This window comes from Corynebacterium sp. ZY180755, from assembly GCF_054331495.1.
In genome coordinates this window covers 2,171,367-2,196,110 of the sequence record NZ_CM135811.1, presented here as the reverse complement: position 1 = coordinate 2,196,110, position 24,744 = coordinate 2,171,367, and the positions used below count along the sequence as shown (strand labels likewise).

General features: G+C 58.1%; 23 protein-coding genes and 1 tRNA gene. 13 read left to right on the top strand and 11 right to left on the bottom strand.

The window, feature by feature from the left end:
* The first annotated feature begins 84 nt into the window (after positions 1-84).
* Positions 85-1,170: a LacI family DNA-binding transcriptional regulator gene (locus tag ACXM2N_RS10055; protein WP_458488314.1), complete on the top strand. Its 1,086-nt coding sequence runs from the start codon at positions 85-87 to the stop codon at positions 1,168-1,170.
* Here ACXM2N_RS10055 and otsB read toward each other — a convergent pair.
* The 5 genes from otsB to thrE all read right to left on the bottom strand — a co-directional run bounded on the left by otsB (position 1,160) and on the right by thrE (position 5,984).
* Positions 1,160-1,906, bottom strand: coding sequence for a trehalose-phosphatase (gene otsB, locus ACXM2N_RS10050; protein WP_458488312.1), 747 nt, complete (start codon positions 1,904-1,906; stop codon positions 1,160-1,162). The genes ACXM2N_RS10055 and otsB overlap by 11 nt on opposite strands.
* 63 nt (positions 1,907-1,969) lie before the next feature.
* A complete protein-coding gene (locus ACXM2N_RS10045; RefSeq protein ID WP_458488310.1) occupies positions 1,970-2,464 on the bottom strand; it encodes a hypothetical protein in 495 nt (164 codons plus the stop codon).
* A 72-nt stretch (positions 2,465-2,536) separates the two neighbouring features.
* A complete protein-coding gene (locus ACXM2N_RS10040) occupies positions 2,537-4,000 on the bottom strand; it encodes an alpha,alpha-trehalose-phosphate synthase (UDP-forming) (RefSeq protein ID WP_458488308.1) in 1,464 nt (487 codons plus the stop codon).
* Between the two features lie 6 nt (positions 4,001-4,006).
* The gene (locus ACXM2N_RS10035; RefSeq protein ID WP_458488306.1) at positions 4,007-4,360 is read right to left on the bottom strand and encodes a hypothetical protein; all 354 of its coding nucleotides are present in this window, start codon (positions 4,358-4,360) and stop codon (positions 4,007-4,009) included.
* Between the two features lie 94 nt (positions 4,361-4,454).
* Positions 4,455-5,984, bottom strand: coding sequence for a threonine/serine exporter ThrE (gene thrE / locus ACXM2N_RS10030; protein ID WP_458488304.1), 1,530 nt, complete (start codon positions 5,982-5,984; stop codon positions 4,455-4,457).
* A gap of 144 nt (positions 5,985-6,128) precedes the next feature.
* On the opposite strand from thrE, the gene ACXM2N_RS10025 reads away from it, so the two are divergent.
* Both ACXM2N_RS10025 and ACXM2N_RS10020 read left to right on the top strand, forming a co-directional pair.
* Positions 6,129-6,201, top strand: a tRNA-Thr gene (locus ACXM2N_RS10025).
* Positions 6,202-6,514: 313 nt separating this feature from the next.
* On the top strand, positions 6,515-6,958 hold the full coding sequence (locus ACXM2N_RS10020) for a hypothetical protein (RefSeq protein ID WP_458488302.1): 444 nt from the start codon (positions 6,515-6,517) through the stop codon (positions 6,956-6,958).
* 168 nt (positions 6,959-7,126) lie between these two features.
* Here the strand turns inward: ACXM2N_RS10020 and ACXM2N_RS10015 are convergent, their stop codons facing one another.
* Together ACXM2N_RS10015 and ACXM2N_RS10010 are read right to left on the bottom strand one after the other, a co-directional pair.
* Positions 7,127-7,966 carry a DNA-processing protein DprA gene (locus ACXM2N_RS10015; protein ID WP_458488300.1) on the bottom strand — a complete coding sequence of 280 codons (840 nt, stop codon included), beginning with the start codon at positions 7,964-7,966 and terminating at the stop codon, positions 7,127-7,129.
* Positions 7,967-7,988: 22 nt separating this feature from the next.
* Complete coding sequence (locus ACXM2N_RS10010; RefSeq protein ID WP_458488298.1) at positions 7,989-9,599, bottom strand: threonine/serine ThrE exporter family protein; 1,611 nt, start codon at positions 9,597-9,599, stop codon at positions 7,989-7,991.
* 91 nt (positions 9,600-9,690) lie between these two features.
* Between ACXM2N_RS10010 and ACXM2N_RS10005 the strand changes: the two genes are divergently transcribed.
* Entirely contained in the window at positions 9,691-11,427 is a 1,737-nt protein-coding gene (locus tag ACXM2N_RS10005) for a pyruvate dehydrogenase (protein WP_458488296.1), read from the top strand.
* Positions 11,428-11,462: 35 nt separating this feature from the next.
* On the opposite strand, the gene ACXM2N_RS10000 is transcribed toward ACXM2N_RS10005, so the two are convergent.
* Positions 11,463-11,987, bottom strand: coding sequence for a TetR/AcrR family transcriptional regulator (locus ACXM2N_RS10000; RefSeq protein ID WP_458488294.1), 525 nt, complete (start codon positions 11,985-11,987; stop codon positions 11,463-11,465).
* Entirely contained in the window at positions 11,974-13,440 is a 1,467-nt protein-coding gene (locus ACXM2N_RS09995) for an MFS transporter (protein ID WP_458488292.1), read from the bottom strand. The genes ACXM2N_RS10000 and ACXM2N_RS09995 overlap by 14 nt, the downstream gene beginning before the upstream one ends.
* A gap of 89 nt (positions 13,441-13,529) precedes the next feature.
* Between ACXM2N_RS09995 and ACXM2N_RS09990 the strand changes: the two genes are divergently transcribed.
* From ACXM2N_RS09990 to ACXM2N_RS09980, 3 genes are all read left to right on the top strand, one after another.
* Positions 13,530-14,288: a MerR family transcriptional regulator gene (locus tag ACXM2N_RS09990; protein ID WP_458488290.1), complete on the top strand. Its 759-nt coding sequence runs from the start codon at positions 13,530-13,532 to the stop codon at positions 14,286-14,288.
* Between the two features lie 114 nt (positions 14,289-14,402).
* Complete coding sequence (locus ACXM2N_RS09985; RefSeq protein WP_458488288.1) at positions 14,403-15,104, top strand: response regulator transcription factor; 702 nt, start codon at positions 14,403-14,405, stop codon at positions 15,102-15,104.
* A gap of 3 nt (positions 15,105-15,107) precedes the next feature.
* Complete coding sequence (locus tag ACXM2N_RS09980; RefSeq protein WP_458488286.1) at positions 15,108-16,565, top strand: sensor histidine kinase; 1,458 nt, start codon at positions 15,108-15,110, stop codon at positions 16,563-16,565.
* Here the strand turns inward: ACXM2N_RS09980 and ACXM2N_RS09975 are convergent.
* Both ACXM2N_RS09975 and ACXM2N_RS09970 read right to left on the bottom strand, forming a co-directional pair.
* A complete protein-coding gene (locus tag ACXM2N_RS09975) occupies positions 16,545-17,165 on the bottom strand; it encodes an esterase/lipase family protein (RefSeq protein ID WP_458488284.1) in 621 nt (206 codons plus the stop codon). The genes ACXM2N_RS09980 and ACXM2N_RS09975 overlap by 21 nt on opposite strands.
* Positions 17,165-17,593 carry an HIT family protein gene (locus tag ACXM2N_RS09970; protein WP_458488282.1) on the bottom strand — a complete coding sequence of 143 codons (429 nt, stop codon included), beginning with the start codon at positions 17,591-17,593 and terminating at the stop codon, positions 17,165-17,167. The genes ACXM2N_RS09975 and ACXM2N_RS09970 overlap by 1 nt, the downstream gene beginning before the upstream one ends.
* Positions 17,594-17,638: 45 nt before the next feature.
* Between ACXM2N_RS09970 and purD the strand changes: the two genes are divergently transcribed.
* The 6 genes from purD to ACXM2N_RS09940 all read left to right on the top strand — a co-directional run bounded on the left by purD (position 17,639) and on the right by ACXM2N_RS09940 (position 24,738).
* Complete coding sequence (purD, locus tag ACXM2N_RS09965; RefSeq protein ID WP_458488280.1) at positions 17,639-18,907, top strand: phosphoribosylamine--glycine ligase; 1,269 nt, start codon at positions 17,639-17,641, stop codon at positions 18,905-18,907.
* Between the two features lie 123 nt (positions 18,908-19,030).
* Complete coding sequence (locus ACXM2N_RS09960) at positions 19,031-20,104, top strand: glycoside hydrolase family 25 protein (protein ID WP_458488278.1); 1,074 nt, start codon at positions 19,031-19,033, stop codon at positions 20,102-20,104.
* 193 nt (positions 20,105-20,297) lie between these two features.
* Positions 20,298-21,404, top strand: a complete 1,107-nt coding sequence (locus ACXM2N_RS09955) for a pyridoxal phosphate-dependent aminotransferase (protein WP_458491130.1) — start codon at positions 20,298-20,300, stop codon at positions 21,402-21,404.
* A complete protein-coding gene (locus ACXM2N_RS09950) occupies positions 21,394-22,251 on the top strand; it encodes a GNAT family N-acetyltransferase (RefSeq protein WP_458488276.1) in 858 nt (285 codons plus the stop codon). Before ACXM2N_RS09955 ends, ACXM2N_RS09950 begins: the two co-directional genes overlap by 11 nt.
* A gap of 22 nt (positions 22,252-22,273) precedes the next feature.
* Positions 22,274-23,713, top strand: a complete 1,440-nt coding sequence (gene purB, locus ACXM2N_RS09945; protein ID WP_458488274.1) for an adenylosuccinate lyase — start codon at positions 22,274-22,276, stop codon at positions 23,711-23,713.
* A 137-nt stretch (positions 23,714-23,850) separates the two neighbouring features.
* Positions 23,851-24,738 carry a phosphoribosylaminoimidazolesuccinocarboxamide synthase gene (locus tag ACXM2N_RS09940; RefSeq protein ID WP_458488272.1) on the top strand — a complete coding sequence of 296 codons (888 nt, stop codon included), beginning with the start codon at positions 23,851-23,853 and terminating at the stop codon, positions 24,736-24,738.
* Positions 24,739-24,744: the final 6 nt, after the last annotated feature.

The window sequence follows — 24,744 nt, the reverse complement described above, 5'->3', positions numbered from 1 at the left end:
AACAGCGACAAAGCTCAACCCCTTTCGGGGTAAATGTCTTAACTGTTAAGTACGTTGTTTTTCGCAGCATATAGCCTAAGGAGTATGTCTAAGACCCCAAAACGTACCTCGCTGGCGTCCCTTGCTAAAGAGTTGGGCGTTTCACGCACAACGGTTTCTAACGCCTACAACCACCCAGAGCAGTTGTCTGAGGCACTGAGGGAGAAAATCCTAGCTACGGCGGAGGAGCTGGGGTACCCGGGGCCGGATCCCATGGCGCGATCCTTGCGTACCAAGCACGTGGGAACCATTGGTGTCCTGCTGACGGAGCACCTGACCTATGCCTTCGAGGACCGCGCGTCCGTGGACTTCCTCGCGGGCATGGCTGAGGCCTCCTACGGTACGCACACTTCCATGACGCTGGTGCCGGTGGGGCCAAAGTCCACCGATGAGCTCGCCGCCCGTAGTTTGGTGAACTCCGCGGTGGTGGATGGCTTCGTGGTGTACTCGGTTGCGGAAGGGGACCCGTACCTCAAGGCCGCGCTTCAGCGCGGTTTGCCTACCGTGATCTGTGACCAGCCCACCACAGAGTCTGACATTCCATTTGTGGGTATTGATGACCGCGCCGCCATCGCACCCGCAGCGCAGGCACTGGTCACTGCGGGGCACACAAAGATAGGCATTCTGTGTATTCGCTTGGACAGCGAGGAAAACAACGGCATCGTGTCACGCAAGCGTCTGGCGCGCGCCCGCCACCACGTTCAGCGCCTGCGCATTCTGGGGGCATTGGATGTTTTTGAGCGAAACGGTATTGACCCTGAGCTGGTTCCCATAGTCGAGCGCCATATCAACGACCCCGAAAACAATTATGATGCAGCGAAGGAGCTGCTGGAATCGAATCCAGACCTCACCGCGGTCCTGTGCACCACAGATACCATGGCTTTTGGTGCTTGGGAGTATGCGAAATCAAAGGGGCTTCGTGTCCCCGAGGACTTGTCCATCACCGGCTTCGACGGCATCGAACGGTCGTTGGACAAGGGCCTGACCACCGTGATTCAGCCCAACAAGCAGAAGGGATTCAACGCCGGGCGCATGCTTACTGACCTTATTGCGAATAAGCGCGATTGCGGCCACGAGCTTTTAGAAACCACCTTCCATGAAGGTCACACGGTGGCCGAGCCTAGGCAGTAGCGGCCTCGCGGGCGTGGGCGAGTTGCTGTAGGAGCGCGCCCACGGCCTCGATGTCAGGTACGCGGCTGGTGGCGGCGGTCTCACCATCACCTACCTTGACAGACATGTCGCGCTCACTGAGTACCTTGAAGCCGTCTTCATCCGTGGTGTCATCACCAATGAAGATCGCGGCAGTGGCGTTGTAACGCTCCAGTGCGGCAGCAATCCAACTGCCCTTGGTGATGTCCGTGACTGAAGCCTCCGCAATGTTTTTTCCTTGCTTGATCTTCACACCGGGGATATCGAGTGCGAGTGCGTCCACCATCAGTTTTTCCTGCAGCGCAGGATCCTCCACGGAGATAAGGTGCAACACGCGGTGGTACGGCTTGTGCTCGACAAAGGCGCCGGGGACGTCTTTGATGAGTGCTTCAAACTCCTCGGTGACGTTCGCAAGCAACAACTCCTGCTCGGGGGAGAGCAGGCCTTGATCCTCGCTCGTCTCAGCGCCGTGGGACCCGGCGAGCACGAACTCTTGCTCGCTGAATCCGCTCACCTGGATGAGTCCGCCCAAGTGGCGGCCTGACAAAATAGCCACCGTAGTGTTGGGGAGGGTGGCGAGCTTGCGCAGCGCGGCTACGGCCTCCTGATTCACCGGCACATCATAGGCATCAGTGGAAAAACCAGCGAGGGTGCCATCGAAATCGGAAATGACAAGAAGATTGTCAGTGTGGGCTAGATCAGAAATAGTAGCGCTCATGAAACCCAAGTCTAGTAACTGAGCTCACGGTTGGCAGCGGGACTACTGTTTAAGCCCTTCAAGCTACTCCGCAGACTGAGATGGGGCCAGTGAATCTAGCTTGAAGCCCTGCGGATCAATGTCCTCAGTCTGGGCAATCATGCGCAGGGCGCCGTCTGGGGTGCGCTTGATATCAAAGGAGTTCTCCACCAACATGTGGACCAGTGCATCGTGGACGAATCGAACTTTGCCCACGCACTGGTTCTCATCAATCGGGCTGAACTCCACGGTGCGGACATCGAGCATATCCGCATCCTCAGGAGACGCTTCCTCACCGTCCTTGGTAAACGCCACGATTCCGTTGAAGGAAGCGCAGCCGGTGAATCCGTTGGCTGACTGCCCGCCAAAGTTCATGACGGCGGCGCCGATGACCTCGCGCGGGATGGCAGGCGGGGTCTCTGGATCCACGTAGACCTCACTGATCTGCCAGGCGGTGTGGCGAACATTCTGCTGGGGTTCTTCCGACGCACAAGAGACAAGCATCGGGAGGGTAAGCAGCGCTGCGATAGCCTTTTTCATGGAGATCCTTTGGGAACAAATACCTAACCGCACCACCGGTGAGCTAGTGGTGCGGTTAGCAGTTTAGTGGTTTTAGTTGGACTCGTGGATGATCTGCAAGCAATCAAGGAATGAGGTTGCCCACAGGTTTACATCATGGTCCAGAACCTGCTGGTTCATGGTCTTCATGCGCTCGACGGCAGATTCATCATTATTGAGCAGCGCATTCGCGGCGTTCGACAGCGCGCGCTTGATGGACTCCATATCGAATGGGTTGCACAAGTACGCCTCAGGGAATTCGAAGGCTGCGCCCGCGAACTCAGAGAGCACCAACGCGCCGGAGCCATCAGGGTGGCAAGATACGTACTCCTTGGCCACCAAATTCATGCCGTCCTTGAAGGAGGTGACAAACATGATGTCCGCCGTGGTGTACAGGGCTGCCAAGTCAGACTTAGGGAAGGAGGAGTGGTGGTAGTGAACTACCTGCTTGCCCAAGGTGCCAAAGCGTCCGTTAATGCGGCCCACGGCCTCCTCAACCTGGGAGCGCGTGACCTTGTAGTGGTCGATGCGTTCGCGCGACGGAGTAGCAACCTGAACCAGCAAAGACTTCTCCGGATCCAGCGCACCGGACTCTAGGAGATCTTCGTAGGCCAGCAGGCGCTGCAGGATGCCCTTGGTGTAGTCCAGGCGGTCTACGCCCAAGATGAGGGTCTCAGGGTTGCCCAGCTTCTCACGCAGTTTCGCGGATTCCTCTTGGGAAGGCATGTGCTTGACCAAACCTTCCACGTCAATGGAAATTGGGAAAGCGGCGACGCCTACCTCGCGGTTATCCGGCGTGCGTACGTGCGCGGTCACCTCGCGGACACTGACTTCGCCGGTGACCTCAAGGGAGTCCGGCTGGCCGGTGTGGGAACCCACGCCGCCTGCTACCTCGCGGGTGAGCTCTAGGAAGTTTGTCGCACTGGATGGCAGGTGGAAACCGATCAGGTCAGAGCCCAACAGGCCACGGACGATCTCCTCACGCCACGGAAGCTGGCGGAATAGGTCCGGGGATGGGAATGGAATGTGAAGGAAGAAGCCGATGGTGAGGTCAGGGCGCATCTGGCGAAGGATGCCAGGAAGCAGCTGGAGCTGGTAGTCCTGGATCCACACGATGGCGTCTTCTGCCGCAACCTCAGCTACCTCGTGGGCGAACTTGAGGTTGACCTCGCGGTAGGTTTCCCACCACTCGGTATCGTAGATTGGCTGCACGATGAGATCGTGGTACAGCGGCCACAGCGTGGCGTTGGAGAAGCCCTCGTAGAAGGCTTCGTAATCGTGCTCCGTCAGGTGAACTGGGTGCAGGAGCACGCCTTCGTCTGTGGTGAAGGGGTCGAGGGTGTCATCCGAAGTGCCAGGCCAGCCAACCCAGCAACCCTCGTGGCGTTCCAGCACTGGGGACAGTGCTGTGACCAAGCCACCAGGGCTCGGGCTTACAGTACGGGTGCCGTCCGCGGCGACTTGGATGTCAACAGGGAGGCGGTTTGCTACTACAACGAACGTGTTGTCACCGCTCACAAAGAATCAGGCCTTCTTAGTTGTTTTCTTGGTTGTCTTCTTCGCAGCCTTTTTGGTGGTCTTCTTAGCTGCTTTCTTAGTGGTCTTCTTGGACGTCTTTTTGGACGCCTTCTTGCTTGCCTTCTTCGAAGATTTCTTGGTGGTTTTCTTCGGAGCGTTAGCTGCCTCATGTTCAGCAGCAACCTTGCGGTAGCTCAGTCCCTCAGGCTCTACACCGAGCATGCACATGAGCGTGACGCCGTCGAAGAAGTCCTCAGCGTAGGTGGCAACAATACGGCGTGCGCCAGCCGCGGTCTCTGCTTCAACAGCGTGCAGGGATTCAGCTGATGCGGCGCGGGTGTCTGAAACCTTAGGTGGCAAGGGTCCTCCTGGGGATAATGATAAATCCTAAAAACAGTCAGTCTAGCGATTTTCACTTTTTAAAATCGCAGTCCGAGTCATTTATTGTACCCGTTTATTGCTCTTTTTGCTTAGCTTGAGACTTTCGGATCAGGCGACGTCCGCGTGCCGTGTGGGTTGCATCCACCACGGTGAAGCTGGTGGTGTCTGGATCGGTTGGCTCGTCGAACGTGTATCGGCGGGTGCGACGGAAAGCGGCGTACAGATTAAGCTTTGGCGGCCTGCGGAGGCGACGGGCAATCCATTCGCCGAACACGACGCCCGCAGCCAACGCCGAACAGATAGATAGCGCCAACGCAACGTTGGTGAATCCAACCAGCATCTGCTCATTGAGCGCTGCGTACATTCCGCGGTAAATGGACAGGCCAGGCAGCATGGGGGTAATTCCGGCGAGCGCCGTGATCAGCGGTGGGATCATAAAACGACGCGCCAGCAGGCCACCGGCCAATCCGATCAGGGTAGCTGACACTGCTGTGGCGGCCACCTGGCTAATTCCCATGGGGATGAGCGCTACGTAGAAGACCACGGCACCCGTGAGTGCCGCAAGGCTGGAGACCACGATGGAGCGGAACTGCGCGTAGCAGGCGAGCGCGTAGAAACCGGATGCGCACGCGCCTGCTAGTGCTTTGACGGCACCGGAGGTGTAGGTGTCTGTGGTGACCGTTTCCAGTGGTGGCAGCGTAATATTCAGCAACTCTGCCACCTGGATGCCCGCGCCCACGCCGGCCACGATGGCGGCGGTAAGCAGGATCGTTTCAAAGAATCTGGCGCCCGCTGTCACTGGTGCTCCAGTGATGCCGTCCTGCAGCGCTTGCACAAGTGTCAGTCCTGCCAGCATCACGATGATGCCGGACGCTACGATCTGCGAGGGCGTGATCCATACGCCGTAGTCCGCGGCGACCGCGTACACCACCGCCGCGGGCACGGTGGCAAGGAATCCGCTGATGACGTTTTGGAAAAAGACTGGTAACCCGTGCTTGTCCATCCACTTCGCAGATCCCATGATGGCGATGGCGAGGAGGAATGACACGAAAGCGATGAATAGGTTTCCGCCAAGCAAGACGGACACGGATGCGCCGAGTCCACCCCAGCCAAGCAGCGCCACTTTCTCCCCGTAGCTGGGCTTGGCCGCATAAATGTTGTCGAGGATACGCATGGCCATCTCTGGGGTGGTGGCGCCGGCCTGGATGGAACGGATGAGGCGGTCGACTTCACTGAGTCTGGAGAAATCCGTGGTCATGGTACTGACCACGCGGAACACGCTCAAAGGGGTCTTTTTGGTGTCATCACCAATTGTTGCAAACAGTGTGATGGTGTTGAGGGTGATGTCTACGTGTGAGTAGACCAAACCGTAGGCGGAGGTAACCGCTTGGATCTGTGCGACGGTATCGCGATTGGATGTGCCGGAGGAAAGCAGGATGTCACCGATTCGGGCCGCTACATCCATAACACCCGCAACCTGCTGTGGGTCTGTCAGATCAACGGGAGCCAGCGGCGATGGTGGCGGGGCTGCCTTGACTACGTCAATGGTTGCGAGATTGTCGCTGGATTGTGCGACGTTTCGCAGCTTGTCTAGTAGTCCCACTCGTGCCCCTTCAACTTCCCTTGAGCCTATTTACGTTTTGCCATCCTAAGGTATCCCTAAGCCCGCTGTTTTAGCTAACTTGCTCCCTGTGTTGGTGAGTAGCAGGCAAGTAGGTTACTATTTGGGCGTGTCTTTTTGACACGTGCTGAAGTGGCGCAATCGGTAGCGCAACGCACTTGTAATGCGTAGGTTGCGAGTTCAAGTCTCGTCTTCAGCTCATCTAGACCAGCTTGCTGACTATCCCTTTACTCAGCAAGCTGGTCTTTTTCTGCTAAGCCCGTATCCGTCAGCAGAACGCAAGGCTATGTGCACGACTAAGGGGGAGTGGACGTAAAGGCCTTCAGCGCAACCTTTGGTACCTCATACGGCGAAAGCTACATGGTTACCACTGGTTGTCAGAAAGACGCGATGGAAAAAGGCAAGGTTCTTGTAGCCTTTCCCTAGGGTGCTTTCGTGACGTTCCGAGACGGCAACGGAATACCTGGTTCTGTGTTCTTTCCTAACGGGATTCAGTGTGAGGAGCGATCCGATTGGTAAAAAAGCAACACCACGTAGCAGCATGCCTCCTAGTTGTCGCGGCTTTCATTTCGGGATGCTCAACGCAACCTGAACTAGTGCCCGCCCCTGGGGCCACTCAGTCAGCGGACGAAGATCTCCTCATCCGCGAGCCTGACGATCCAATTCTTGGCAACGTGTCTAGTGATGGAAAATGCGATCCTCAAGTAGTGGATATCGACCACCAGAAGCCCGTTGCTTTCATTACGTACAAGGGCCAACCTGGTGATCGTATTGAGGTGAAAATAGGGAAGGAATCAGGCTCCGAAGAACCGGAGACAATCTCCTTTGAGATGGGTAGCCAACAAACTGAAATGCAGCTTCCCACATCAATTCCTAACTCGTCGATATCTGAGATTTCAGTGACTGCTGAAGGTCGTGTGGGAAAACCCGGAGAATGTGTCATCGAAGTCGCTTAAAAGAGCGTTTTCACGCTTCCTGCAACGAGCCCTGATCGCTCACTGGGTGCACACAATCGTGCTTCCTGAAATTCGTTGGCTGAAATTAAGATCAACCACTGGAGCAGCTAACAGCTGAGAAGAGAGAGTTAAGTAGCGAAAGTGTCCGTCCGGTCTTCCCGAGGACACTTATTGCTGTTTCAATGCCGCGTGACAGTTAACTGTGTTAGCAATCGCGGTGATCTGTGGGACAGAGCTTGCTATGTGCACGCCGGGTTTTCCGGTCAGTTGCTTGGCCCACGCACACTTGGCTACCTGCGGAGTGATGATGAGCGTGCGACCGTTGCGCAGTGCGGCGAGAGCCTGATGCCTAGTGCCGGAGGTTTCCCTCGCTGCCACGATGATGGTGGCGCTCGACAGCGCCGCCATGGTGATGTTGCGCCGGGGGAAGGTGAAGGCGGTCCCTGCCTGGCCCGGCGGGAACTGAGTGACGCACGCCCCGTTGCGTTCAATGTGCTGGCGCAGGCGCGCGTTGTGTTCGGGAAAAGTGAGATCAGGGCCGGTGCCCATGACAGCGATGGTGCGCCCGCCCGCCTGCAGGGCGCCGCGGTGAGCGGCGGTGTCAATGCCGCTGGCGAGGCCGGAGACCACACAGATCCCCATTCGGCCCAGCGTGTGAGCGAGGCTGTGGGCGAAGTCCACATCGTGTGGGCGCGCGTGGCGCGAGCCCACAATGGCCACGGTGGGTTCGTCGCGCAGCAAGGTTCCGGTGACGAATAGTAGGCCGGGGTCATCGTCGGAAAGCGCGAGCATGCGCGGGTAGTTTTTGCTTATAGACGTCGCAATAACCGAGCTGTGGCGGAGCAGATCTTGAGCCTTGTTCAGCTGGGGGCCTTCGCCTCCAAAGAGGGAGGGCGGCGCCACCAGATCCAGCAATGCCTGCGGACCATGCTCCTTGAGTGTGCGTACTTTTTCTTTTCTGCTGCCGGGGCCGAAAAGGAGGGCGGCGGCAACCTCGATCTCATTCATGCCGCCACAGTCTACAAACCGGCTAAGACATCGCCGGATCTTCGTTGACTACCTGCACGTTTACTGAATTCTCTGGGGTGTTCTTCATAGCGCGGCGGAACTGTCGGCGGCGGTTGATATACCCCATCCGCTTGATGGCCACGGTGTACTTGCTCAGGCCGCGCGGGCGGCGCAGCTTACGGGCGAAGAACTCGCCAAAGACCACACCGGCTGACAGTGCAGCGGCGGTGACGAAGGCGATGGTGAGGTTGGCGAAACCAGCAATGAGCTGGTCATGAAGAATTCCGTACATGCCACGGTAGATGGTGATGCCTGGCAGCAGCGGGGTCACGCCGGCGATCATGATGATCAGAGGTGGGACGCGGTAGCGACGTGCCCACAGGCCGCCGAGCAAGCCAATGAGGATGGCGGTAAGAGCGGTGGAGAATACGCCGCCACCCTCAAGCGGAACGAGGGCGTAGTAGTACAGTGCGGACGCAACACCAGCGGTGGCGGCGGACAACACGGTGGCGGACCAGTTGGCGTAACAGGCGCGGGCAAAGGCGGCGGTTGCGCCCACGGATCCCGCAACACGGATGAAGTCAGAGGAGAAGTTTGGTGGCGCCAGCGTCTCAATAGGCGGGAGGGACATGTCCATCAGTTCCGCAATCAGAATGCCCAGACCCACACCGGCCACGATGCCGCTGGTGTTGATGATGGTGTCAAAGAACCTCGCATACGCGGTGACGGGGGCGCTGGCCACGCCGTTTTGCAGTGCCTGGACAAGCGTTAGGCCGGCCACCATGGTGACAATGGATGTTGCAATCACCAGCGACGGCCTGAGCGTGATCCCCAGGTCTGCTGCCACGTGATAACTCACTGCGGCAAGCATCGAGGCGAAGATTCCACCCGCCACGTTCTGGAAGAAGTACGGCAAGCTCTTGCGGTCCAAGAAAGCTTGCAAGTACATGATGCCCGTAGCGGCAATATAGGACAGGGTGGCAACTAGGAGATCGCCACCAATCAACAGCGCGACGGCCGCGCCCATGATTCCCCAGCTCAGAACCACGGTGTGCAGGCCGAACGGCCGGGGCTCAGTCTCAATCTGAAGCAGGCGCTCCTGCGTCTCAACAATGTTGGTGCGGCCCGCCAGGATGTCTCTTACCAGGTTGTCTACCTTGATGAGCTTGTCAAAGTCCTGCTCCGCCGGTGGCATGACGCGGATGAGTACCACCGGTTCCGCAATGTTGGCGGTGGCTTGGGTATACAAGCGGATCCGACGTGCGGTGAGATCAATGTGCACGTTCCACAGGCCGAAGGATTGCAGCATAGCGCGTGCTTGGGCCTGGGAATCGGGGACTGTGACACCAGCATTGATGTGGATCTCGCAAATCCTGGAGACGATGTCGAATACACCCATGACCGTGTCGCGGTCGGACGTGTCCACGGGCGCGAGGGGCGCCAGCGGTGGTGCCTGGGCGACGTCGATGGTTGCCACGGATGGGCTGTCATCACGCCCAGCCTCCTTCAGATTGCTGAAGGCTTGAAGCAGGGACTCGTCAGTAGACGCGGGCGCTGAATTCTGCTCGCGAGCAGCGCGTTCCAGCGCACCCGGATCATTTGGGGACTCTAAATCTGGTTCGAATCTGCTCATGATAATCACTGTGAGGATACCTTGGCATGGCGAGAATAGAAATAAAGGAGGACGATGGTGTGTGTTCAACTCTGACGAAAGCGTGATGATTATGAGTAAAAACTTCGCTCAACAGTTAGTGAGCACCCTTGAAGCCCAAGGCGTTAAACGCATTTACGGCCTCGTGGGTGACAGCCTGAATCCGATTGTGGACGCAGTGCGTGATTCCACCATCGAGTGGGTTCACGTGCGCAACGAGGAGGCGGCGGCCTTCGCCGCTGGCGCTGAATCCCTCACCACCGGTGAGCTAGCCGTCTGCGCCGCCTCCTGCGGTCCGGGCAACACGCACCTTATCCAGGGACTCTACGATTCTCATCGCAATGGCGCCAAGGTGCTGGCCATAGCCAGCCACATTCCTTCGCGCCAGATTGGTTCGAGCTTCTTCCAGGAGACCCATCCGGAGGCGATCTTTAGCGAGTGCTCCGCCTACTGCGAGATGGTCAACTCCGCGGAGCAGGGCGAGGTGGTCCTCCACCACGCTATCCAGTCCACCATGGCAGGCAAAGGCGTTTCAGTCCTGGTGATCCCAGGCGACATTTCCAAGGAGGATGCTGCCGAGGGCCTGTTTACTCAGTCCAGGATCTCCGCGCCGCGGACCGTGCTGCACCCGGACATCGAAGAGGTCCAGCGCCTTGCCCTAGCAATTAATGAGGCCAAGACCGTGACCTTATTCTGCGGTGAGGGCGTCAAGGATGCGCGCGAGAAGGTCTTCACCCTCGCGGAGAAGATCAAGGCGCCGATCGGCCACTCCCTGCTGGGCAAGATGCACATCCAGTGGGGTAACAAGTTTGACGTGGGAATGTCCGGACTGCTTGGCTACGGCGCTTGCTATGACGCGATGCATGAAGCGGACCTCGTGATCTTGTTGGGAACGGACTTCCCATACAATGACTTCCTGCCCAGCAAGAACGTAGCTCAGGTAGACATCGACGGTTCTCACATCGGGCGCCGCACCAAGATCTCGCACCCTGTCACCGGTGACGTGGGCGCCACCATCGAGGCGCTGCTGCCACTGATCGAGGAGAAGCAGGACAGGGATTTCTTGGACTCCATGCTCAAGGAGCACCACAAGAAGCTTAAGCAGGTGGTGGAGGCCTACACCCACGGCGTGGAGAACAAGATCCCCATCCACCCTGAATACATAGCCAACCTTGTGGATGAGCTGGCAGCCGACGATGCAATCTTTACCGTTGATACCGGTATGAACAACGTGTGGGCTGCGCGCTACATCACCCCTAATGGGCGCCGGCAGATGATCGGATCGTTCAAACACGGCACCATGGCCAACGCTCTACCACAGGCGATCGGCGCGCAGGCAGCCAACCCAGACCGCCAAGTCATCGCATTCTGTGGCGACGGCGGCCTTGGCATGCTGCTGGGTGAACTAATCACCGTGAAGCTCCATGAGCTGGACACCAAGCTGGTGGTTTTCAACAACTCATCCCTGGGCATGGTCAAGTTGGAGATGCTGGTTGAAGGTCTGCCGGAGCACGAGACTGACCACGATGCGGTGAACTACGCGGCCATAGCGGCCGCGATCGGCCTTACACACGTCACAATCGACGATCCGAAGACGGCCAAGCAGCAGCTCCAGCAGGCACTTGCAACGCCAGGCCCAGTGCTTATCGACGTCATCACGGACCCGAACGCGCTCAGCATCCCACCAGAGATCGACCTAGAGATGCTCACCGGTTTTGCCAAGGCCGCAACCCGCACCGTCCTCGACGGCGGCGTGGGCTACATGTTGGAAATGGCCAAGAGCAATCTCCGCAACATCCCGCGCCCATAAGGCAAAGAGCCAGCGCTGGGAACTAGTTCCCAGCGCTAAGCGAGTAGGTTTTCCGCCGCTTGGATGAGGAGCGCGCGCTCCTCATCGCTCAAGTTAAAGCCGTTGATGTGGTCATGGATCCACAGCCCATCACCAATCACGTTGATCAAGAACAGCTGCGGGTTATCCCGCAGCATTTCCTGAGGCACGTTCCACCTGTTCAACACGTCATCCCAGACGGCCTGGAGCTTAGGCTTATGGCGGGCGTCTAGGGCCAGCAAGAGGTCCGCGCGGGTGGCGTTGCTTGAAAGCGTGTGCAACAGTGCGCGTACGCGCTCCCTCAGACCTAGCTCACTCGCCGGTGCACCAGCAACCCGTACCAGTTCTGCCTCCCAATCAGCAGCGAGTTTGCTGTTGATAGCCAGCAGCATTGCTTCCCTAGTGGGGAAGTGATAGATCAAACCAGACTTGGACAGGCCCGACGCCTGCGCCAGCGAGTCATAGGTCAAAGCCTCAAGCCCAGCTTTCTCCACAATGCTCACCGCGGTAGTAATGAGGGCCTGCTTCTTACTCGTGCGCATAGTCAGTCTCCTTCGGATTCCCCTTCAGCAACACTGCCGTGATGACCGTGGCCACAAGCGCCACCGCCGCCGCGATGATCATGCTGGACATGTACGCGGAATCGATAGCGTTACGGGCAGCATCCCCCAATACATCGCTTCTGGCTGCCTCATCCATGTTCTCCGCGCCAGCCGGCGCGTGAGCCGCGTAGAACATTCCAAACAGCGAACCCAGCACAGCCACGGACATGAGGGTTCCGAACTCGTACGACACTTCCTCCACTGCGCTGGCCATTCCGGCGCGCCGGGCGGGGGCGGAACCAATGATGGCGGTGGAGGACACGCTCATCACGAGCCCCACGCCGAATCCGGCAACCACCATGGACGCTAGGAAGATACCAAAGTGATCAATCGTGATACTCCACACGCTCACGAATGCTGAGAGCGTAATGAGCAGGAACCCGCCGGAAATCAAGTTCCTGAAACCCCAGCGGTGCAGGTTCGCGCCACCCAAAATGGACGACGGGAAAGCAGCTAGCGCGATGGCGGCCGTGATGAGGCCCGCCTGTAGTGGGGTAAATCCCTCCGCCAACTGGAACCGCTGAGTTGTGAGGATCTCCGCGCCGGCGAGGACAAACATGCTTAGACCCGCGGCAGTCACACCGGCAAGCAGCATGGGGTTGGTGAACAGGTCAAAAGCCAGGAGCGGCTCAGCAAGCTTCTTCTGGCGGGCGCTGAACAACCACCCGCCGATGATCATGACCACCACGGCTGCACTCAGGATCTGAGCGTTGATGGGGGAGTGCGCCAGCTCCTTGATAGCGAGAACGGCACCCACCATTGCCACCATTGCATACACGGAGGAGATCACGTCCCACTTCCTTGAAGGATCCGCAACGTTGGGCGGTGCCAAGGCGATGGTGCACGAGGTGGCCACCAATACGACGGGGATGTTAATGAGGAATACGGAGCCCCACCAGAAGTGCTCCAGCAAAAAGCCGCCGAGGACTGGCCCTACCGCCGCGCCGATGGTGGCCACGGAACCCCAGACGCCAATGGCAATGTTGCGCTCTCTCACGTCACTGAAGGTGATGCGAATCAGCGCCAACGTTGCTGGCATCATGGTGGCGGCGCCTGCGCCGAGGAATGCGCGGGCCAGGATGAGAAGCACAGCCGACGGAGAAAACGCCGCGGCCAGTGACGCCAGCCCAAACAGTGTCAAACCCACAAGGAACATGAGGCGATGGCCGATCTTGTCGCCTAATGTGCCAGTTCCTAGCAAAAGGCCCGCAAGTACCAGCGGGTAGGCGTTGATGATCCACAACCCCTCCAGCTCAGTCGTGTGGAGATCCGCTCGCAGGGTAGGAAGAGCCGTATACAGGATCGAGTTGTCTGCCGCGACGACAAAGAGCCCGAGTGAGATGACGAGCAGGAACGTCCAGCGCTGTTGTGGGGTGGTAGCTTGAGCGGTCATAAGGGGAGACAGTACCGAACGGTCGTTACAGTTTCAATTGGCTTTTTGACCTTGCCGTGGCGGCAACCTTTTGACTAGGAATCGTGAACATGGACAATGAATACACCGTCGGCGAAGCAGCGGCCATTCTTGGCGTCACACCGCGAACCCTGCGGCACTGGGATGACATGGGCGTGCTTAGCCCGTCGCGGCGTACCTCAACTGACTACCGGCTCTATTCCGAGGATGATCTGGAGCTGGGCATGGTGGTCATGGTGTACAGAAGTGCAGGCCTTGAGTTGAAGGACATTGCAGCCCTCTTGGACGAGCCCAGCACCGCTATGCAGCGTCTCGCCCGCCAGCGTGAAGTACTGATGCGACGCGCTCGTTCACTGACTAAACAAATCTCAGCGCTCGATGCCATCATCGCGGCGCAAGAGCAAGGGAAGGAGCTCACGGTGAGTGAGAAGATTGATCACTTTGGAAAGGATTACCACAAGGAGGCCGAGCACCGATGGGGCGATACCCCGGAATGGGCACAGTCCCAGCAAGCGCAAGCGAACATGGGGGCCGGTGACTGGGCGGACGTTAAGCGCGAGCAGGAGGAGCTCATTGTGGCCCTGGCCAAAGCCAAAGCCGAGGGCGTTCAGCCAGGCAGCGACCGCGCCCAAGAGCTGGTGGAGCAGCACCGAAAGTCCATCGCACGTTTCTACGAGGTAACCCCGGATAAGCAGCTTATTTTGGCGCGGATGTATGTTGAGGATCCCCGTTTTGAGAAAACCTACCGGGGTACTGCGCACTACCTTTTGGAACTGGTAGAGCACCACGCGCAGCAGCAGGGCGTGGACCTCAACAACCCGCAGTGGTAGATACAGCTAACTCACAGACATCGCTCAGACAGCGTGCAGTGACGCCCCAGCTCGAGGAGCTTTACTATGGAGGTTAATTAAGTAAAGAACGTAACCACTTCCTAGGAGCTTTTCATGCCTGATTCCAAGACTCGTGTGCTGATTGTTGATGACGAGCCGAACATTGTTGAGTTACTCAACGTATCTCTCAAGTTTCAAGGTTTCGAGGTTGCGACAGCGCACTCTGGTCTCGAGGCTTTGGAGGTGGCGCGTGAGTTCAAGCCGGAGGCTTTTATCCTTGATGTGATGATGCCAGGCATGGATGGCTACGAGCTCCTACCCAAGCTGCGCGCCGAGGGCTTTGATGGGCCCGTTCTTTACCTAACCGCAAAGGATGCAGTGGAGCATCGCATCCATGGCCTCACCATCGGGGCTGATGATTACGTAACCAAGCCGTTTAGCTTGGAAGAGGTGATTACCCGTCTGCGCGTCATCCTTCGCCGTGGCAAGGTGAGCGATGATACGGACAATGACTCCACCCTCACCTACGCGGACCTGACCCTTAATGATGACACTCACGAGGTCACCAAGGGCGGGGAGGTTGTTGAGCTTTCTCCAACTGAATTCAATCTGCTGCGTTACCTGATGCTCAACGCGGAAGTAGTCCTCTCCAAGGCAAAGATTCTGGACAACGTGTGGCATTACGATTTCGGTGGCGATGGCAACGTGGTGGAGAGCTACATTTCTTACCTTCGCCGCAAGATTGATACCAAGGAACCTCCGCTCATCCAGACAGTTCGCGGCGTTGGCTACGTCCTGCGGACTCCACGCTCGTAATCAATGGTTGCCAAAGAACCCGTAAAAGTAGGGAATCCCTGGCTTAAGAAGCTGGTGGATAAAAACTCCGTCCTTGGGCTGTCTTTGTCCACGGTGCTGGTGATCCTGATTGTCCTGCTCTCCGCGGTGGGTATTTTCGGTAGCTCTATTGTGGTTCAGCGATCGGTCGAGCACGCCTCTTACACCTCGGTGGATGCCCAGCTGCGCCAGGAGGTTGATGATTGGCAGGGGCGCCTGAGCACTCGTGTCAGTTACGGTCCAGCTACGGCACTCGTCTTTCCATCAGATATGTACTACGGATGGTTTGAGAAAGACCGATCCTATGGCACCGAATTCAGCGGTGACTACGTGAACTCCGAACCGGACTTTAACAAGCTCCGCGTCAATGAAGGCGTGTTCAACGTAGATTCCAAGCCCGGCTCAGACCGTGATGTGAAGTGGCGTGCGCTGGCTGAGGAAAAGGGTGATCTCCTAGTGGTTGTTGCCAAGGACATCACCAGGGAAAAGGCGATGATTAATCGGCTCGTCTTTGGTCAGATCACCATCGGTCTAGGTGCACTCGTTCTCATTGCCCTTGCTTCCTCCTACATCATTCGCCAAACCCTGCGCCCTCTGCGCACGGTAGAGGAAACCGCCAACGCTATTGCTCACGGTGACCTGGAACGCCGTGTTCCCGAGGACTGGCCTGCTCAAACTGAGGTGGGTTCTTTGGCGCGGTCGGTCAACTCCATGCTGGAGCAAATCCAAGACAACATCAGCAGCCTGACCAACAAAGAGGAGGAGATGCGCCGCTTTGTGGGGGACGCCTCTCACGAGCTTCGCACCCCGCTGACTAGCGTGAAAGGCTACGCTGAGCTGTACCGCTCGGGTATTACAGATGACGCCAACATGGTGATCGAAAAAATCGAGACTGAGGCCAGCCGCATGAGCCTGCTGGTGGAAGACCTCTTGGCCCTCACCCGCGCGGAGGGAAAAACCACGGAGAAGGCGCCCGTGGATCTGCTGGAGCTGATCACGAGTGTCGTTGGCTCACTTCAGGGTGCCTACCCTGAGCGCACGATGTCCATCATCCCAGACACCGTGAATCTGCCTATGGCGCTGGGCAATGCCCCCAAGCTGCATCAGGTATTCACAAACTTGATTGTTAACGCGCTCAAGCACGGTGGCGATGACGCTAAGGTGACGGTCCGCATTACGGAGGAAACCTTGGACCTCAAGCCGCAGAAGTTCATTGTGGAAGTAAGTGATGATGGCGTGGGCATGAGCGAGAAGGATGCCCGCAATATCTTTGAGCGTTTTTATCGTGCCGACACGTCCCGCACGCGCGCCACGGGCGGCTCTGGTTTGGGGCTTGCGATTGTGAAGTCCTTGGTTGAGGCTCACGACGGCACGGTTACCGTGGACACCGCCCTTGGGAAGGGAACCACGTTCCGCGTGGAGCTACCTGCCGTCAAGGCCTAAAGCCCGCATGATTTCCTGCGTCTGCTGGGGCAGGATTTCGTGGCGGATGCCGTGAATATGAATGATCTCTCCGAGCGTGGCGGAGCTTTCGGGCACGATCGTGTCCCCGCTAGAAACAATCGACACCACGCGCGTTCCCTCTGGCTCGCGAACATCAAACCGCTGGGTGTCGGTGAGCTGGGTGTAGGCGGGGCCTCCTACCCAGTGCACTAACCGTGGGAACCTGTATGTAAGAGGAACTCCTCTGTAGCACGCACCGAGGCCCACGAGGGTGCGCACTCTACCCGGGCGTGCGTGAGCGACCTGGAGGCCCAAGAGACCGCCGAGTGAGTGGCCCACAATGTCCACCTGCGGAACTGGAAGCGAATCTATAAAGGACACAATCTCGCGGAGGGAATCGTCCAGGTCACCGGTACCCCGTTTGCCGTAGGCGGGGGCAAAGAACGGGACTTGTAGCCGGGCGAGTTCTGTTGCCGGTAGCTCGAAGTTTCCTGGGGATGCGAGGGTGCCGTGCAAAAACACCACCGGGACGTCTTGTTCGTCGCACGGTGGTGAATCTGGGAGGCTACCCCGAGTGGGCAGCCACAAAAGAAGAGACATTACCCCTGGCTAAAGCCGTTTTCGTCCGTGTTGAGGATATCCCTGAGCTTGGTTGCAGCCTCATCCATCTGTGCTGGATCGGTTTCATCCATGGCCATCGCCTTGGAGAAGTCATAGTCCGCCATCTTTGAGGTTGGGAAGACGTGAATATGGGTGTGTGGCACGTCAAAGCCGGCGATGATGTAGCCGGCGCGCGGTGCGTCGAATGCTTTGATGACTGCGTTGCCAACGAGTTGCGCTACTTCATTGAGTTGAATCCAGATCTCTGGGTTCAGGTCAGTCCAGCGGTCAACCTCAGCGATGGGTACAACCAAAACGTGACCGTAGGCAAGTGGCTCGATGGTTAGGAAAGCGCAAACCGCGTCATCGCGGTAAACGAAGCGGCCAGGGAGCTCGCCGTTGATGATCTTAGTGAATACGCTACTCATGGTTTAAAGGGTACTACGTGTTGTTCGTTGCTAAAATATGTTTCCATGCGCATTCTTGTAATTGGTTCCGGTGCCCGTGAGCACGCCCTCGCACTTGGTCTCTCCAAAGATCCGGCTACGTCTGAGTTGCACGTTGCACCAGGAAACGTAGGCATGGAGAAGATCGCCACCATTCATCCAGAGGCAAAGCAGGTGGATGATCCTGCCGCGATGTTGGCCTTGGCTCAGGAAATTAAAGCCGATCTGGTGGTGGTTGGCCCAGAGATTCCACTGGTTGCCGGTGTGGCGGACGTGCTGCGTGAGAATGGCTTTGCCGTGTTCGGCCCTAACAAGGATGCGGCGCGCATTGAGGGGTCGAAGGCGTTTGCCAAGGATGTCATGGCTGCGGCGGGGGTTAAGACTGCCCATGCGCAGCAGATTTCCCCGGATGCTACCGATCAAGAAAAGGATGCAGCACTAGACAACTTTGGTCCCCATTACGTTGTTAAAGATGACGGCCTTGCCGGCGGCAAGGGCGTTGTGGTGACTGAGGATCGTGCGCAGGCGCGTGCTCACGTGGACGCCGTGACGGCGGCCGGCAATCCCGTTCTGCTGGAATCCTTCCTTGAGGGGCCTGAGGTCTCCCTGTTCTGCCTTGTTGACGGCGAGACCGTAGTTCCTTTGCTTCCCGCTCAGGATCACAAGCGTGTGGGGGACAATGACGAGGGGCCAAACACCGGTGGCATGGGCGCGTACACCCCGTTGCCGTGGCTACCGGAGGACGGCGTCGCGCGCATCGTGGATGAGGTATGTGTTCCCGTTGCTCGGGAGATGGTCGCCCGCGGTTGTGCCTATTCCGGCCTGCTGTACGCGGGTTTGGCTTGGGGCGCGGAAGGCCCATCCGTGGTGGAGTTCAACTGCCGCTTTGGTGATCCTGAGACCCAGGCTGTGCTCGCACTACTGAAGACCCCACTGGCTCAGGTGCTGAGTGCAGTAGCTAACGGTAAGCTTGCGCAGTTGCCACCACTTCAATGGGAGGAAGGCTACGCCCTGACTGTTGTTCTCGCGGCCAACAACTACCCGGCCTCCCCAGTGACGGGGGATATCATCACCGGCGCTGATCACGAGGCAGTGCTGCATGCTGGCACGGCTAAGGATGGGGAAGGCAACCTGATTTCGGCTGGTGGCCGTGTTCTCAATGTGATTGGTAAGGGGGCTACCTTGGCTGATGCGCGGGATGCTGCGTATGACGTTATCAAGGACATTCAGCTGGAGGGATCCCACTACCGCAGCGATATCGCACTTCCTGCCGTTGAAGGGCGCATCACTATTTAACAATCTTTCCGCTATAAGCCTGCCTACTCACGTAGGCAGGCTTTTTGTATCTTATGGCACACCCAAAAAAGAAACTGATGTTAATACTGTGACTATTGGGGCAGATGTTGTATCGTGCTAGTCATGAAAAAATCTCGTGGATTACTGTCCGTTGCCACTGCAGTAGCGCTGGCGTTCTCAACCGTTGTTGCGCCACAGGCTATTGCCACTTCCGGCATCGCAACGGGTGTTGACGTGGCCAACTACCAGCACCCAGGTGCACAGGGCATTGACTGGAATGCGGTCAACGGCTCCCAAGATTTTGCGATGGTCAAGGCCACCGAGGGTAGTACCTATATCAACCCTTTCTACGAGGAGGACGTTCGCCAAGCGCTGGCAGCTGGCCTCAAGGTTGGTGCCTACCACTACGCCCGCCCAGCGGGTGACCCGCTCGCGCAGGCTCGCCACTTTGCCCAGCAGATCAAGAATGCGCCGGGCCAGAACTTGCCGCCGGTTCTTGACCTAGAGGTTGCTGAAGGCCTGAGCCCAGTCGCCCTGCAGGCATGGACCCGTGTGTTCCTCGTGGAGCTTGAACGCCTGACGGGCAAGCGCCCAATGATCTACACCTACCGCTACTTCTGGAGCGACCACATGGGTAACACTAAGCAGTTTGCGGAGTACCCACTGTGGTTGGCTGCCTACCAGAACCACGCGCCGAGCCCCGTGGGTGGTTGGAACAAGCTTGCCATGTGGCAGCGCTCTGACTCTGGCCGAGTTGCGGGTATCAATACGCCGGTGGACATGAACCTGTTTAACGGCGATAAGGGCCAGCTCGCCGGCTTTGCCGCGGGCAACCTCAACGCCGCCGGTGGCAAGCTCAATGGTCTCAATGTTCCGGCTGGGGCGGACTTGGGCATGGATGCCACCGCACTGGTGGGCGCTGTACTGGCCCTTGCTGCTGGTGCGGTTGCTGCGCCTGCCGTCACTGAGGCTGCCAAGAATGCAGGTCTTGGTGACGGTGCTGAGGACTTCGTCCGCCAAGTGGAGAAACTGGCCAAGGAGGGCGAGATCCCAACTGCTGATCTTAAGAACCTCGCATTAGGTGACTACACAGTGGGTGACCTCCTGCTTCTGCTGGATAATCAGGCACACGTTCAAGGCGTGAACGTCAATATTGATTCCAAGCAGGTCAATCAGCTCATCGCCTCTTTCAAATAACCACCCTGCTTTCCTCACGGCCGCGTCCCGTGGCTAGCCTGAGGAACCTGTGCCCCGGCCCATGCTGATCACATGATCGGCATGGGCCACTTGCATGAAGCCGTGAATCTCCCCTCGCGTCACCTGCGCCGAGGGCTACACTGTGCTCATGGTTAACCTATCTTCTCGCAGCACAGTTGAGCCCTTCCGCGTGATGGAGATGCTGGACCTCATCCACAAGCGTCGCCACGAGGGCAAGGACACCTTGATGCTGTGCGTGGGGCAGCCGTCGACAGGCGGGCCACGGCCCGCACTGGATGCTGTCAGTGAGGTGCTTTACGACGACCCCCTGGGTTACACGGAGATCATCGGCGACGCACAGTTGCGCGCGGTGATCGCGCGCTGGCACGCGCAGAAATACGGCGTGGGGACGTCGGCACGCAACGTGGTCATCACCACGGGTAGCTCAGCGGGCTTTGTGGCCGCGTTCCTGATGTACCTCGAGCACGGCGACACCGTGGCCATTGCCACGCCGGGCTACCCGGCGTACCGCAACATCCTGAAAACCCTAGGCGCCAACGTGGTGGAGCTGCGCTGCACGGAGGAGACCCGCTTCCAGCCCACCGCCGCAATGCTGGAGGAAGTAAAACCAAAACTGGTGATCGTGACCAGCCCCGGCAACCCCACCGGCACCATCATCGACCCGCAGGAACTATGCAACATCGCCCACTGGTGCGAAGAGAATGACTGCCTGCTTCTTTCCGACGAGGACTACCACGGCATCTCCTTCGGCCGCGAAACCGCCAGCGCACGCCAATTCAGCGACAAAGCCGTGGTGGTGGGCACGCTATCGAAGTACTTTTCCATGACTGGCTGGCGCGTGGGCTGGCTGATCATGCCAGAAGAACACGTGGAGACCTTCAAAAACCTGCAGGGATCGCTGTCGCTGTGTCCGCCGGCGGTGTCCCAACGCGCCGCCCTCGGCGCCTTCACACCCGAAGCAATAGCGGAACTAGACGCCCACGTGGCCCGCTACGCCCAAGCTCGAGAGATTCTTCTCAAGGAATTTCCGGCCATGGGGCTGGGCACGTTCGCCGATCCGGACGGTGGCCTCTACCTCTGGGTAAAGGTCTCCGACTACACAGACAACTCCGAGGCCTGGTGCAATGAGCTCGTCGAACAAATCGGTGTAGCCTTCGCGCCGGGCGTCGATTTTGATCTTGAGCACGGCAAGGAATGGATGCGGGTATCTTTATGCGCCTCCGTGGAGGACACCAAGGAAGCCTGCCGGAGGTTAAAGGAATACCTGAATGCACGTTGAATTCTTCTCAGCCCCTCAAGCCTTTAGTGATCGCGCTGGGGATTTCTTGCGTACTCATGTACGCGATTGTTCCGTCATTGCGTCACAGACCACTAGACAGCCTGTAGCCAACGAGCCGTACTGGTTTGCGGCAATTTGTGATGGGGAAACGGTGGTGAACGTAGCAATGCGCACGCAACCGCACGCCCCGCATGCGCTGTTTTTGCCCAAGATGAGTGACGAGCACATCGCAGCATTGGCGTTAGCGCTCAAGGATAGGGAGGAAGACATTACTGCCGCCAACGGCAACGTGGATTCATGCACGGCACTGCTTAGCTCGTTGGGGCGAACGCCTCGCGTCACGTTCCAGTCTCGTCTTTTCTTTCTTGAATCGGTGGATTGGCCTAAGCGGCCTGAGGGTACCCTGCGCCGAGCAACGATGGGGGACTACGACCTGATCGCTGCGTGGGATAGGCAATTTGTCATCGACGCTGAAGCAGACGCTGGGCGTGAGGCATCACCGGAAATGATCGCAAGCTTAACGTCCGGAAGGTTGCGGGAGAAGGAGCTTCGCGGCGCGATCCAAGCGGGTCTGTACTGGTTCTGGGAAGTCGATGGCACGCCGGTGCACATGACTAGGGCGGCGGAGGTGGGGTTCGGCATCGCCCACTTTGGCCCGGTGTTTACCCCTATGCAGCACCGCGGGCGCGGATATGCAGGTTGGGTAGTGGCAAGGCTCTCGCAGGATTTCCTGGATCGCGGGCTCACCCCGCGTCTGTACACGGACCAAGCGAACCCGATCTCGAACAGGGTGTATGAAAAAATTGGATTCGTGGCTCACGCAGATGAGGGGGAGATAAGGGGTTAAAAATTGGGGAGATCGTGCGATAATGGGCGACGTGGCTGAAAAGAAGAGAATCGCAAACGTACTGTCCAACCGCTACGCATCAGCAGACCTTTCCAATTTGTGGAGCGCTGAGGCGAAAATTGTCATGGAGCGCCAGCTGTGGATCGCCGTGATGCGCGCCCAGAAGGCCCTGGGCGTTGACATTCCCAACGATGCAATCGCGGCATACGAGGCTGTTATTGACCAGATCGATCTGGAATCCATCGCGGAACGCGAGAGGGTCACCCGCCATGACGTGAAGGCACGCATTGAGGAATTCAACGCGCTTGCCGGTTACGAGCACATTCACAAGGGCATGACCTCCCGCGACCTCACGGAAAACGTTGAACAGCTGCAAATCTACCGCTCCCTTGAGCTGGTTCTGGGCAAGGCCGTTGCCGTGGTGAACCAGATAGGTAAGCGCGCTGCGATGTACCAGTCCCTCGTCATGGCTGGGCGCTCCCACAACGTAGCTGCGCAGGCAACCACCCTGGGCAAGCGCTTCGCCTCCGCCGCCGATGAGATGCTGGTGGCCATCGAACGCTGTGAGCAGCTTCTGCGCCACTACCCGCTGCGCGGCATCAAGGGGCCAATGGGCACCGCACAGGACATGCTGGACCTGATGGGCGGTGACGAGATGAAGCTCGGCTCCCTCGAGACCCAGATCGCTGACCACTTGGGCATCGGCCGCGTATTCGACTCCGTTGGTCAGGTATACCCACGTTCCCTAGATTTTGACGCCGTCTCCACCCTCGTGCAGCTGGGTGCCGGCCCATCCTCCCTAGCACACACCATCCGCCTGATGGCCGGCAACGAAACCGTCACCGAAGGCTTCAAGGAAGGCCAAGTTGGTTCCTCCGCAATGCCACACAAGATGAACGCCCGCTCCTGCGAGCGCGTAGGCGGCTTGCAGATCATCCTGCGCGGCTACCTCACCATGGTGGCTGACCTGTCCGGTCAGCAGTGGAACGAAGGCGACGTATTCTGCTCCGTGGTACGCCGCGTTGCTCTCCCAGACGCATTCTTCGCGCTGGACGGAATGTTCGAGACCTTCCTCACCGTGCTCAACGAGTTCGGCGCATTCCCAGCCATGATCGACCGCGAGCTTGAGCGCTACCTGCCATTCTTGGCCACCACCCGCATCCTCATGGCAGCAGTCCGCGCAGGCGTTGGCCGTGAGACCGCCCACGAGGTTATCAAGGAGAACGCCGTTGCCGTAGCTTTGAACATGCGCGAAAACGGTGGCGAGCAGGACCTCATCGAGCGCCTTGCCGCAGACGAGCGCCTACCAATGACCCGCGAGCAGCTGGACGAGGCATTGGCTGATCGCCACGCCTTCATTGGTGCCGCTGAGAATCAGGTCTCCCGCGTCCTCGACCGCATCCAGGACCTGGTCAACCGCTACCCTGAGTACGCGAACTACGTTCCAGGCGAGATCCTGTAACAGCCGCACGCGAGAGCCCAGCGGGGCGGAGATACCTACACTACTGGGGCAGGGTTTTTGTGATTTCGCCTAAACCTCTGCCCCAAAATGTGCTATCGGTTCACCATTTCTGGCTGATAGGTCTAAAATTTCCCATTATGCGTCCAGAACTTTCCCAGTACAACCATATTTCCGCAGGTAAGGTCCGCGAGATCTACGAGATCGACGATGACACCTTGCTCATGGTTGTCAGTGACCGAATCTCTGCCTACGATTATGTTCTCGATCCAGAGATCCCAGACAAGGGTCGCGTGCTCACCGCAATGAGCATGTTCTTCTTTGGTGAGATCAATTTCCCCAACCACCTTGATGGCGACATCGATGATCCACGCATCCCCGAGGAAGTGCTCGGTCGTGCAATCGTGGTGAAGAAGCTGAAAATGCTGCCATTCGAGTGCGTAGTGCGTGGATATCTGACCGGATCTGGCCTCAAAGAGTACCAAGAGGATGGCACCGTGTGCGGTGTCGAGCTTCCTGAGGGATTGGTGGAATCCTCCAAGCTACCGGAGCCAATCTTCACCCCTGCAACGAAGGCAGAGATTGGTGACCATGATGAGAACGTCACCTTTGAAGCTGTAGAGGCGAAGCTGGGCGCTGCTCGAGCAGCCGAGCTGAAGGAAGCATCCCTGAAAATCTACGCCGAGGCAGCCAAGATCGCAGAGAGCAAGGGCATCATCCTTGCAGATACCAAGTTTGAGTTCGGACTCGATGAGGACGGAAACCTGGTCATTGGCGACGAGGTCCTAACCCCAGACTCATCCCGTTACTGGCCAGCCGACTCCTACGAAGAGGGCAAAATTCAGCCAAGCTTTGACAAGCAGTACGTGCGCAACTGGCTGACCAGTGCTAAATCTGGCTGGGATGGAGAAACCCCACCACCAGCGCTTCCAGGCTCTGTAGTGGAAGCCACCCGCGAGCGCTACGTTGAAGCATATGAGCGCCTCACGGATCAGAAGTTTTCTGAGTGGATTGGCGAGCGCGCCTAAAAATTA